This window comes from Bacillota bacterium (assembly GCA_024655925.1).
Taxonomy (GTDB): domain Bacteria; phylum Bacillota; class DTU025; order DTU025; family JANLFS01; genus JANLFS01.
Genome location: JANLFS010000031.1, coordinates 1,822 through 13,168 on the forward strand (window position 1 = coordinate 1,822; position 11,347 = coordinate 13,168).

The window sequence follows — 11,347 nt, forward strand, 5'->3', positions numbered from 1 at the left end:
AAAACTTCGGCGCCCGCGTCATCACCGAAGACATTGTACGGGTGGATTTCCAGACGTATCCTTTCCGGCTTTGGGCTTCGGACGACAGCCAGTGGGAGGCGATGGCGGTGATCGTGGCCACCGGGACCTACCTCGGTGGACGTATCCATATGGGTGAGACGGCTTACGAGTCGGGGCCGAATCGGCAGCCGGCGCCTGCCAGACTCAGTGGTTCTCTCCGGAATCTCGGTCTGTCCATGTTCCGGTTCAAGACAGGCACACCGCCCCGCGTGGACGGCCGGACAGTCGACTTCTCCAAGCTGGTGCCTCAATCTGGAGAGGACTGCCAGAGGGGATTTTCGTTTCTCAGGCGGCCCGCCCCGAGAGAGCAGGTTCCGTGCTACGCCACATGGACTAACGAAGCCACGCACGAGATTATCCGCTCCAACCTTCATCGCGCACCAATGTACTGCGGTGCCATCACAGGGACCGGGCCCAGGTATTGCCCATCTATCGAGACAAAGATCGTTCGCTTCCCAGAACGGCCAAGGCATCAGGTTTATATTGAACCACAGGGTCGAAGAACCCGGGAGATGTACGTTGCAGGAGTCTCGACAAGCCTTCCTGTGGATGTGCAGGATGCCTTCATCCGGACTATTCCCGGGCTGGAAGAGGCACATATCGTCAGGTACGGATACGCCATCGAGTACGACTGTATCGACCCCACACAGCTTGACCTCACGCTCGAGGTGAAGAAGGTTCCCGGCCTCTTCTGCGCGGGGCAGGTGAACGGAACATCAGGGTACGAAGAGGCTGCGGCGCAGGGAATAGTGGCCGGGATCAACGCCGCACTCTCAGTGCGCGAACCCGCGGGGCGTCGGTTCACTCTGGACAGGTCGGAAGCGTACATCGGTGTGCTCATCGACGACCTTGTCTCGAAAGGGACCACTGAGCCCTACCGGATGATGACCGCCAGAGCGGAGTACCGGCTTCTTTTGAGGCAGGATAACGCAGACTTGAGGCTCACTCCCAAGGGCAGGGAGATCGGTCTCGTGAGCGATGACCGGTGGGAAGTGTTCTCCCGGAAAGTCGATGCAATCCAGGCCCTGAAGGCGTGTGAGCGTGATGGGAGGCAGATTCCCAGTGGGGACGCGGACTCGGAGTGGCTGGCAGAGGCGATGGATCAGGTGGAGATCGAGAGGAAGTTCTCTGGCTACATCCGCAAGCAGTACCGCCAGGTGGAGGAGTTCAAGAAGCTGGAACGATGGATTATCCCCGACAGAGTGAACTACTCGGCGCTATCTCGGCTGTCAAGGGAAGGCAGGGAGAGATTGGAGGCTGTCCGGCCGCGGTCGGTCGGACAGGCGTCGAGGGTACCGGGAGTGTCGCCCGCCGATATCGTGGCTCTGACCATACATTTGCGGGAGATGGGAAACTGAGACCAGGCAGTTGAGGAGAGGGGACGGTGACCTGTGCCGGACTTTCGGGAGACAATCGTCTCTGGGGCTCGCGATCTCGGGATCAACCTCGACTCGGACAAGGTGGAGATGTTCTGCACCTACCGTGACCTTCTGATGCGGTGGAACACCGTGATGAACCTGACCTCCATCCGGGACGACCAGGGCATGGCGGTGAAACACTTTCTCGACTCCCTTACGTGTTTGCTTGTGGTTCCCCCGGGTGGAGCCAGTTCGTTGGCGGACGTCGGGACGGGGGCAGGATTTCCGGGCCTGGTGCTCAAGATCGCGTGGCCCTCTGCCAGGGTGCTGCTGTTGGATAGCGTGGGTAAGAAGCTCAAGTTCGTGTCGGAGGTGGCCCGTGTTCTGGGACTCAATGACGTTGAGGTTGTGCAAGGTCGTGCAGAGGAAATAGCGCGCATGTCCTGGGCTAGGGAGCGATACGATCTCGGCGTGGCCAGAGGAGTCGCGGACCTTGCGGTGGTGAGCGAGTATTGCATGCCGTTCATTGCCTGCGGAGGTGTGTTCGTGGCGATGAAGGGACCCCGAGTGGAGGAGGAGTTGCGAAGTGGCGCACGGGCAATAGCAGTGCTGGGAGGAGGGGAACCCAGCATGCGTCGGGTCCATCTCCCGTTCGGGGCCGGCGAACGCGTCTTGGTGTCCGCGAGGAAAGTGAAACCTACCCCCTCCGAGTATCCCCGCAAGACAGGTCTTCCGGAACGGAGGCCACTCTTCGGCGAGGCTGGACAGAATCGATCATAGTTCACCCTTCTTGAGCGTATAACCACCCGCCCGGGTGAAGGACATTTTCGAGGCACGGCGAAGTTACGAGCGCTGAGGGAGGTATGTCCTGGTGGGAAGAGTCATCGCCGTGGTCAATCAGAAGGGCGGGACTGCAAAGACCACGACCGCCGTCAATGTCGGAGCCTATCTCGCAATGGCCGGACGGCGGGTTCTATTGCTTGATATTGATCCCCAGGGAAACGCCACTAGCGGTGTGGGCGTCGACAAGAGCGCAGTTGAGCGGTGCATGTACGACGTTCTCATCAATGAAGTGCCGCTCTCCGAGGTCGTCAAGACCACACGCGTCAACGGACTGGACGTGGTTCCGGCGACTCTGCAACTCGCCGGGGCGGAGATCGAGCTTGTTAATACGATGTCGAGGGAACACCGGCTTCGACATTCCCTGGAGGCGGTGAGAAACGTCTACGACTATTGCCTTGTGGATTGCCCACCGTCCCTCGGACTTCTCACCGTGAACGCGCTCACGGCTTCCGACTCTGTGTTGGTCCCGATTCAGTGTGAATACTACGCCCTGGAAGGCCTCAGCCAGCTTCTCAAGACTGTTGACCTGGTAAAGAAGCACCTGAACCCGAGGCTTGACGTCCTTGGGGTGGTTCTCACCATGTTCGACTCCCGGACGAACCTTGCACAACAGGTGGTCGACGAAGTGCGGGCGCATTTTGGCGACAAGGTATTCGGCTCCGTTATACCTCGCAACGTGCGGCTAAGTGAGGCGCCGAGCTATGGAATGCCCATCCCGCTCTACGACGAGAAGTCCAAAGGGGCGGAGGCTTATAGAAGCCTGGCCGCAGAGTTGATGAAGAGCGAGGGGGTGTAGCCATGGCTGTGAAACACAGAGGGCTGGGACGAGGGCTTGAATCTTTGATACCACAGATGGCGGCCGCCGAGGAGAAACCTGTGTCCATCGAAGTCCCCACGGACAGCCTATCCCCAAACCCGTTTCAGCCGAGACGGTCTTTCGACAAGGACAAGCTGGAGGAGCTAGCGTCATCGATTCGGAAGCATGGGCTCCTTCAACCCATTGTGGTCCGGCCTGCCGGTGGCGGCTACGAGATCATAGCGGGTGAGCGGCGATGGCGGGCATCGCAGATGGCCGGATTGTCGACGATACCCGCCACGGTGCGGGAGCTTAGCGATTCCGAGATGATCCAGGTGGCACTGATAGAGAACCTGCAAAGGCAAGATCTAGATCCCATGGAGGAGGCACACGCGTACCGCCGGCTCATGGATGAGTTCGGCATGACGCAGGAGGCCTTGTCCGAAGCTCTGGGACGCAGCCGATCGGCCATCGCTAATTCCGTCAGGCTGCTGAACCTGCCGGAGGAGATACAACAGATTGTTTCACGTGGAACAATCAGTGGGGGTCATGCCCGTACATTGCTTGGCATCTCAGACCGCGCGCTGCAGGAGAGGGTTGCCCGTCAGGTGGCCGAGAAAGGATTAACCGTAAGGCAGACAGAGGAACTCGTGAGGCGACTCGGAAGGAATGTTTCACGTGAAACAATTCCCCCCCGAAGGGCGTTGTCCGAAGACCCCGATGTCGCGATGCTAACTCACCAGCTCGAGGAACGACTTGGCACCAGGGTCAGGCTGTCTGGATCTGCAAGCAAGGGAAAACTTGAGATAGAGTACTACTCACCCGAGGACCTGGATCGAATAATGGAGATAATCCTCGACACGCAACAAGTCAGGAACCCCGGGCAGGTCTGAAGACTGGAGGGACACGAGGCCTTTTGGCCGAGGCAGATGAGTCTGAACAGCTTTCTTGGACAACTGTGGGCGGCAGGCGGTCCAGTGCTCGCGGTCCTGGCAGGCTTGCTCCTAGCCAACGCGGTACTGCTCATTGTGCTCAATCTACGTCTCCGCAGCCTCTTGAGGAGATACCGCGCCTTGCTCGGGGGCTCGGAGGGCAAGAATGTTGAAACTGTGCTCATGGACTACATGGGGCAGACGAAGACCCTAGCTTCGACGCTTGAACAGACTACTGAGAAACTGAAGGACCTCGAGACTGCGGCCTTGCGCCACGTGCAGCGGGTCGGAATCGTCCGGTTCAACGCTTTCGATGATGTCGGAGGCGAGCAAAGCTTCGCTCTTGCTCTCCTGGATGCCGGGGCAAATGGAGTGGTTGTCAGCAGCTTGTGCGGGCGCGAGGAAACTCGGGTTTACGCGAAACCTATAAAGGCGGGAAGGTCCAACCACACGCTGTCGACCGAAGAGATTCGGGCCATCGCGAGGGCTATCGAGCAGATCCCCGGAAGCTAGAAATGGCGGCGACCTGTGGATTTGACCGAACACATGGGGCGGAGTTGCAGGAACCCAGACATGGACGGAGAATTAAGCTAACATGTCCACTCCTATCCATGGTTGAATCTGCGAGGAACAGCCTCCGTGCTTCGAAAGGAGGGCGGACTGGTGCTCCAGAAGTATTTTCGGCGTACGCTCGCGCGAAGACGGCGTGGGTCTTTGACGATCATAGCCATTCCGTCGTCCGGAGGACCGCCAAGGTCTGTGAGCATCCCGTTCCTCTTCCTGAATTTCGGACTTCCCATTCTCGTTGGTGTGGCTGCCTTTCTGGTCATTTCGTATGTGGAAATGAGTCGTGGAGTCATAACGCTCTACCAGGTGAAAATGTCTAAGGAGGCCGCCATAGAAGAACTGCTCGTTGAGAACACCACACTGAAGCGCGAACGAGAGCAGCGGATCGCGCAGATGAAAGACCTAATCGATAAGACCGAGCGGCTGTCTCAGTCCTTACAGAGAATCGCCGATGAGAATGCTCAGATATGGTCAATTGTGAGGGGAACCCCTGCGATGACCACAGCCGCCAGGACTGCCCCTATTGCCACAACCGCACGTGGGGAGACCTCCCGAGGGGCTCCGCCGGGAGCGGAGAGAGGCGAGCCCAGAGGAGCCGGTGAGCGGGATGCCCTCAGTGATGAGGAAGACCTGCAGGAGTTGACCAGATCCCGGTTGGATAGTCTTCTTAACCAGACGCAGACTATCCAGAAGGACTTCACGAGCCTTCGGTCATCTGCTGAGAACTACCGCCGCAAGATGGACCATACCCCGTCCGTGGCACCGGTACCCGGATATGTAACCTCACCCTTTGGATACCGTTATCACCCGATCTACGGGGACAGACGATTCCACGAGGGCATAGACATAGGTGCTCCATCTGGGACACCGATCAAGGCGGCGGCCAACGGAACAGTCACTAAGTCCGGGCGTAACGGCAACTATGGTATCATGGTCGAGATCTCCCACGGCTACGGCTTCACCACTGTGTATGCGCATAACTCGCGGAACGTGGTGAAAGTTGGGGACACGGTGAAGAAGGGCCAAGTAATTGCGTACGTGGGGAGTACCGGCGCGAGCACCGCCCCGCATCTTCACTACGAGGTAAGGGTGAATGGCCGACCGGTGAATCCCACTACATACATGAAGTAGTTGCCCTGAAGGCAACCCGCCGGGAGGAACAATATCTGGTGTTCGGCAGAAGAGGCGAGACAGGCGGGGGGACCCGCAAGGTGGATACTTACATCGGAAAGGACACCATACTCGAAGGAACGCTCAAGATCTCCGGCACCGTGCGCATAGACGGCAATATCGAGGGGCAGATTCAGGCTGGCGCCGATGTCATAGTTGGCGAGGGTGGCGTGGTGGTTGCGTCGGTATCTGCGACTAACGTGACCGTCGCAGGCGAAGTCCGGGGCAACATGGAATGCTCTGGGAGATTGGAAATAACCAATACAGGCAGAGTCTTCGGAGACGTTGTTGTTGCATCGCTCGCCGTTGACGACGGAGCGGTATTCAGAGGCAAGTGCGAGATGATGAACCCCAATGGTGTTCAGCAGAAGCACCTACCCCCACCCAAGCCTGCGGAGCCTGTTGAGAACTAGGAAGGATCTTGCCCCATTTCGCACATTGTGTTCGGCAGGGCGTCGTCGAGCGGGAGGATGTCCTGCCGTACTTATTCAGCCAACCTCCTTGGAGGGATCGGAGACATGATGTTCCGGGATAGACATGAGGCCGGCCGTGTGCTCGGTGAGAGGCTGGCTGAGTATAAGGGGAAAGGTGCAGTCGTTCTGGCCCTTCCCCGCGGGGGAGTCCCTGTTGCGGAGCAGGTAGCCATTGCGTTGGACGCCTCTCTCGACGTCGTGGTGGCCCGAAAGATCGGAGCGCCATTCAACGAGGAAGTGGCAGTGGGTGCGGTCGGGCCAGACGGTGAAGTCGTTCTGAATGAGCGACTGGTGAAGGCGGTGAGGATACCCCAGTCGTATATTGACTCTGAGGTTCGAGCAGAAATAGCGGAGATTGCAAGGAGAACCAGAGACTACCGTGGAGACGCCCCGCCGGCCGCACTCGAAGGCAAGACGGTCATTCTGGTAGACGATGGGATCGCAACCGGGTATACGGCCATCGCGGCGGCCAGGCACATTCGACGGCAGAACCCAGCCTGGTTGGTGATAGCCACCCCTGTGGCCCCGCCAGACACACTAGAAGCCCTGGCGAGGGAGGCCGACGATGTGGTGTGCGTGTGGTCACCGGAGGATTTTGCTGCAGTGGGGCAGGCCTACTGGAATTTCTCCCAGACGATGGACAGAGAGGTGCTAGCCATATTGGACCGATGGCTGGCACGCTCAGCGGGCCAGGGAACGGGCAAGGAACCTCAGAATCCCTCTTGAGATGACTTCGGCCATCCTCATGACCAGGCAGAGCCTTGTATTCTGGAGGACCAGGTATTCCATGAACCCTCCAACGTTCACAATCCCGGTGATGTGTAAGTCCCCCACAGGTGGGAGGTTCTTGTTCACCCCGGTCCCGGGTCGAAGTGGACCCTCCGCCAGGGTGATGTAGCCGACACTCGCCAGCCTTCCGAGACACGCATCTACAGCAAGAACTCTGCCTAACCGGGCCCGACCCTCAGACAGCCTCGATAGCACCTCTTCGAGATTTCCAGCGTGCACAGGGCTCTCCAGGGTGCCGAGCACCCGGACGTGATGCCTGACAAACTCCCATTCGGCGAGCTTGGAGCCGATGAGTGGCCCCAGGCAGTCACCGGTCGATCTGTCAGTGCCGACGCACACGATTGTCAGCCCGGTGCCGAATGGTCGCGCACATTGCCCCAGGCTGAGGGCAAGGGATGAGGAGAGCCACTCGGAAGCCCTGGGATGGTCCACGTGTATTCGCCCTGAGGCGGTCTCCGCCGCTTCGGGAATTGACGCTTCAAGACGAGAGGGAGTAATAGATTCTGATTCCATCTGCATCTCCCCATTTCGGATTCGGCGTTTGGCTCAAGGAAGGCACCGGAGTCAGTTGAAGTATATGAACCGCAGTTAGGCTGTATGTGCACATGACCCACGGGCTAATACCGTGTGCCAGGGCATACATATTCTTGGGCGCCGCATTAGGACCGCCACCCATTGGATGCATCGCCAGACAGTTGCATTGAGGTCAAGAAGGAAACACGCTGGGGGTGGCAAATACCTGTCCGAGGGGGGATACGACATGTTGCCTGCGCACATCCCCCGCAAGTCCAGGCACATTGATGATGACGTTCCCCAGCTCGTGACGGAGGCTTCCCGCCTGCTGAACCTCGGGAAGGCTCGTGAGGCGCTTCGCTCCCTCGACCGGGCGCTGTACCTTGACCCTGGCAATGCAGTCGCGCACAATAAGGCTGGAGTGTGCTATGCTCGATTGGGAGAAATCGAGAAGGCTAGAGAGGAATTCGAGGCGGCCATATCTGCCGACCCCCAGTATGCCTCCGTCTACAGCAATCTGGGGAACATCTGTCAAGAGACGGGTGAACTTGAACGGGCGCTGACTCTCTACGAGAAGGCAATATCCCTGGACCCTAACCACTCGACGGCCTTGCACAACCTTGGACTTCTCTATCGCAGGATGAGGGCTTACGAGCGGTCGGTGCCTCTTCTGAAGCGGGCCAGATCCCTCGAGATGCAGCGGTCCAGTACCCAAAACAGCGGGGCCGGGCCTGCCGGCAGGGGGAAAGCCTACCTTGTCCTGGCCATCACGATTGGCGTTTTGGTCTACTACCTGTTCCTACGGAGGTAGGGAATGAACAGCGGTCTGTTCTCCAATCGCCGCCATGTTGCAGTTGCACTCCTCCTGGTCCTGGCGTTTCTCGCCGGAGTCGGCTGGAGCGCAAAGGGCATTGTCCCTGGGCTTCTGGACGGCGGTCAAATATGCCGCGGGGTCAGCGTGGGCGGGGTCGACGTCGGCGGGATGACCGTCTCCGAAGCGCGCGAACTCCTTCTGCCTCATGTGACTGCCTACGAGAACGACCCGATTACTCTGGTGCTCGACGGGGAAACCTGGCGCGTCAGTCCCTCTCAACTCGGGACTTCGGTGGAGTTCGAGGCGGCTCTCGGTGCTGCTTACCACGTTGGCCGCACCGGCTCACTGCTGAGCAAGTTGAGACAGCGAGCACAGGTTGGAAGGACGGGTCTCGACATTCCCTGGACCGTGGTGGTGGACGAAGAGAGACTTCGCGACCTGGTCTTCAACATGGCGCAAGTGGCCACGGTGGAACCGCGTGATGCGAAGTTGGTCATCACTGAAGACGATAGAGTTGTGATTGAGCCGTCTGAGGCAGGACGACGGCTCCTGCCGGATGAGCTCATTTCCGCTCTGAGGAGTGCCACGTTGAGCGGTGGGAACAGGAAGATTGACCTTCCTGTGGAACCCGTACCCCCAGCCGTCACTACCGCACAATTGGAGGCACGAGGGATTCGCCGGCGAATTTCTCAGTACAGTACTAAGTTCAACGCTACCAACACCAACAGGACTCAGAACATACGCCTTGGTGCGAAGATACTGGACGGAGTCGTCCTTGCTCCAGGTGAAATCCTATCCTTCAACGATGTTGTCGGCCCGAGGACTCCAGAGCGTGGCTTCCTCGAGGCGGACGTCATATTCAACGCCGAACTCGTGCCGGGGATAGGTGGCGGGATATGTCAGGTGTCGACCACCCTCTACAATGCTGCCCTGCTGGCCAACATGCAGGCGGTCTCGAGAGTCAACCACTCGCTGCCCAGCACGTACGTCCCTCTCGGCAGGGACGCGACGGTCTCTTACGGGACTATCGACCTCAAGATCAAGAACACTACTCCCCATCATGTGCTATTGCGAGCGAGCGTCAATGATGATACGCTAACGTTCAAAGTATATGGAGACCTGCCAGAGGACCTCAGTGTCAGCATCGAGACTGAGATCCTAGAGAAAATCGAGCCCGGCGTGATTGAGCGGGTAGACCCCGAGAGTCCGGCCGGCACCAGGGTTGTAGCCGAAAAAGGATCCCCAGGCTATCGCGTGGCGGTTTGGCGCGTGGTGAGGCTGGCGGGCAATGAGGTCCACCGGGAACTACTGTCACGTGACCGGTACAAGCCGCAACCCACTGTGATCAAGGTGGGAACAGCTCCAGCCCTGCCTGCGTATCCGGCTAACCGCCCCTAGTGCCGGCAAATTCGCGAGAGAGGAGATATCCGAATGTCGGGAACCCCTACGGCTTTCTTCGAGGGCAAGATGGTACCCCTTGCGGACGCTAAGCTCAGCATCATGACCCACGCATTCCTCTACGGGACTGCGTGCTTTGAGGGCATACGCGGCTACTGGTCAGATGAGGAGCAACAGCTGTTCATCTTCAGGTTGCGGGAGCACTACGAGAGGCTCTCGAACTCATGTAGGATAACGAGGATCGGTCTCAAACACAGTGTGGACGAACTGTGCAGCATCACTCTGGAGATGTGCAGACAGTGCGGCCATAAGGAAGACATATACATACGGCCGGTGGCGTACAAGAGCGGACGGGGTGTCGGGGTGAAACTCACAGGCATTCCCGATGATTTCCTCGTGTTTGCTGTACCGTTCGGTCTTTATGTTGACGTATCGAAAGGTCTCAAGGTATGCGTGAGTTCTTGGACTCATGTTGAGGATAACGCCATACCGATGAGGGCTAAGATAAACGGCGCCTACATGAATGCCGCTCTGGCGAAGAGCGAGGCTCTCGATGATGGGTATGACGAGGCGATCTTCCTCAGCAGGGACGGTCACGTCTCGGAGGGCAGTGCTGAGAACCTCTTCATAGTCAGAAACGGAAAACTCATAACTCCATCGGTAACCGAACACATCCTCGAAGGGATAACGAGGGCTACCCTCATGGAGCTAGCCACGAACGAGTTGGGTATCGGCGTAGTCGAAAGACGGATCGACAGGTCCGAATTGTACGTAGCTGATGAGTGCTTTATATGCGGAACCGGAGCTCAGGTGGCGCCCATCACGGAAGTGGACCACCGGCCAGTCGGTGACGGGAAGGTAGGGCCCATCACTTCGAAACTGCAGCAACTCTACTTCGATGTCGTTCGAGGCAAGGTAGACAAGTATCGCAAGTGGTGTGCCCCGGTCTACTGATGCCACCCGCTCCCGGACAGGGAGATGGTCTATATCGGGTATTTCGGCGCGGCGGTTGAATTTGCGACCTTCATCGCCATGGGGTTCGTTACAGGCGCGTACATAGACTCGACCTGCGGCACGAGTCCCTGGATGTCCGTCGTCGGGTTTTTTCTGGGCGCTGCCGCGGGCGTGTTCAGTGTGGGGAAAACCGTTCGCGAAATGAGTCGTCGGAGCCGGGTCGGAGATCAGAGCCGGCTCCGCCGTGTCTCCGAAGGGGGTATGAGCATGGTCAGGTTCATAAGACAACCGGTCGGCGTCGAGGCGGATGCCGACACGGGACAGCCACTGTCCTTCACATGGAAAGGTTCAACCTACCGAGTGACGGAAGTCAAAAGAACCTGGAAAGACGGCACTGTCCGGCAGATCGGTGCACCCAAGTTCGGCGCGAAGAGCAAGGACTGGTGGAACGAGCAGGGCAAAGTGAACTACAGGGTCAAGACTGAGGACGGGCACCTGTTCGACCTGCAGTTCGATTCCAGGAAATCTGAATGGGTACTAGAGAAGACCTTGGACTTGTAGGAGTCGCGGCACCGGCCGACTCCGACGTGCCCCTGCGCCCGGGGGCATCTCTCTGGCAGCTCTTTGCGACCTTCCTCCGGATCGGGGCCTTCACCGTCGGTGGGGGTTATGTGATGGTG

At 58.6% G+C, this 11,347-nt stretch carries 13 protein-coding genes; 12 read left to right on the top strand and 1 reads right to left on the bottom strand.

Annotation, left to right across the window (positions count from 1 at the left end; translation table 11 throughout):
- The 8 genes from NUW23_06465 to NUW23_06500 all read left to right on the top strand — a co-directional run.
- The coding region (locus NUW23_06465) for a tRNA uridine-5-carboxymethylaminomethyl(34) synthesis enzyme MnmG (protein MCR4425821.1) at positions 1–1,418 on the top strand (1,418 nt) is incomplete at its 5' end.
- A gap of 33 nt (positions 1,419–1,451) precedes the next feature.
- On the top strand, positions 1,452–2,198 hold the full coding sequence (rsmG, locus tag NUW23_06470; protein MCR4425822.1) for a 16S rRNA (guanine(527)-N(7))-methyltransferase RsmG: 747 nt from the start codon (positions 1,452–1,454) through the stop codon (positions 2,196–2,198).
- 91 nt (positions 2,199–2,289) lie between these two features.
- Complete coding sequence (locus tag NUW23_06475) at positions 2,290–3,057, top strand: AAA family ATPase (GenBank protein MCR4425823.1); 768 nt, start codon at positions 2,290–2,292, stop codon at positions 3,055–3,057.
- Between the two features lie 2 nt (positions 3,058–3,059).
- Complete coding sequence (locus tag NUW23_06480; GenBank protein MCR4425824.1) at positions 3,060–3,950, top strand: ParB/RepB/Spo0J family partition protein; 891 nt, start codon at positions 3,060–3,062, stop codon at positions 3,948–3,950.
- A gap of 84 nt (positions 3,951–4,034) precedes the next feature.
- Positions 4,035–4,502, top strand: a complete 468-nt coding sequence (locus NUW23_06485; protein MCR4425825.1) for a DUF4446 family protein — start codon at positions 4,035–4,037, stop codon at positions 4,500–4,502.
- A gap of 150 nt (positions 4,503–4,652) precedes the next feature.
- Positions 4,653–5,687, top strand: coding sequence for a peptidoglycan DD-metalloendopeptidase family protein (locus NUW23_06490; protein MCR4425826.1), 1,035 nt, complete (start codon positions 4,653–4,655; stop codon positions 5,685–5,687).
- A 38-nt stretch (positions 5,688–5,725) separates the two neighbouring features.
- A complete protein-coding gene (locus tag NUW23_06495; GenBank protein MCR4425827.1) occupies positions 5,726–6,139 on the top strand; it encodes a polymer-forming cytoskeletal protein in 414 nt (137 codons plus the stop codon).
- A gap of 57 nt (positions 6,140–6,196) precedes the next feature.
- Positions 6,197–6,925, top strand: coding sequence for a phosphoribosyltransferase (locus tag NUW23_06500; GenBank protein ID MCR4425828.1), 729 nt, complete (start codon positions 6,197–6,199; stop codon positions 6,923–6,925).
- Here the strand turns inward: NUW23_06500 and yyaC are convergent.
- On the bottom strand, positions 6,881–7,501 hold the full coding sequence (gene yyaC / locus NUW23_06505) for a spore protease YyaC (protein MCR4425829.1): 621 nt from the start codon (positions 7,499–7,501) through the stop codon (positions 6,881–6,883). The two genes, NUW23_06500 and yyaC, sit on opposite strands and share 45 nt — an antisense overlap.
- Before the next feature lie 247 nt (positions 7,502–7,748).
- On the opposite strand from yyaC, the gene NUW23_06510 reads away from it, so the two are divergent.
- The 4 genes from NUW23_06510 to NUW23_06525 are packed head-to-tail and all read left to right on the top strand — an operon-like array spanning position 7,749 to position 11,228.
- Positions 7,749–8,312 (top strand): tetratricopeptide repeat protein, encoded by a 564-nt coding sequence (locus NUW23_06510; GenBank protein ID MCR4425830.1) that lies wholly within the window; start codon positions 7,749–7,751, stop codon positions 8,310–8,312.
- A 3-nt stretch (positions 8,313–8,315) separates the two neighbouring features.
- A complete protein-coding gene (locus NUW23_06515; GenBank protein ID MCR4425831.1) occupies positions 8,316–9,713 on the top strand; it encodes a VanW family protein in 1,398 nt (465 codons plus the stop codon).
- Between the two features lie 33 nt (positions 9,714–9,746).
- Complete coding sequence (locus NUW23_06520; protein ID MCR4425832.1) at positions 9,747–10,667, top strand: branched-chain amino acid transaminase; 921 nt, start codon at positions 9,747–9,749, stop codon at positions 10,665–10,667.
- 24 nt (positions 10,668–10,691) lie between these two features.
- Positions 10,692–11,228, top strand: coding sequence for an AtpZ/AtpI family protein (locus NUW23_06525; GenBank protein ID MCR4425833.1), 537 nt, complete (start codon positions 10,692–10,694; stop codon positions 11,226–11,228).
- Positions 11,229–11,347 lie beyond the last annotated feature (119 nt).

Bases quoted from the DNA above. Each gene is read 5' to 3' on its own strand.
- NUW23_06480 (MCR4425824.1), top strand. From the start codon at position 3,060: ATGGCTGTGAAACACAGAGGGCTGGGACGAGGGCTTGAATCTTTGATA.
- NUW23_06525 (MCR4425833.1), top strand. From the start codon at position 10,692: ATGGTCTATATCGGGTATTTCGGCGCGGCGGTTGAATTTGCGACCTTC.
- NUW23_06520 (MCR4425832.1), top strand. From the start codon at position 9,747: ATGTCGGGAACCCCTACGGCTTTCTTCGAGGGCAAGATGGTACCCCTT.
- NUW23_06515 (MCR4425831.1), top strand. From the start codon at position 8,316: ATGAACAGCGGTCTGTTCTCCAATCGCCGCCATGTTGCAGTTGCACTC.
- NUW23_06500 (MCR4425828.1), top strand. From the start codon at position 6,197: ATGTCCTGCCGTACTTATTCAGCCAACCTCCTTGGAGGGATCGGAGAC.
- NUW23_06510 (MCR4425830.1), top strand. From the start codon at position 7,749: ATGTTGCCTGCGCACATCCCCCGCAAGTCCAGGCACATTGATGATGAC.
- yyaC (MCR4425829.1), bottom strand. From the start codon at position 7,501: ATGGAATCAGAATCTATTACTCCCTCTCGTCTTGAAGCGTCAATTCCC.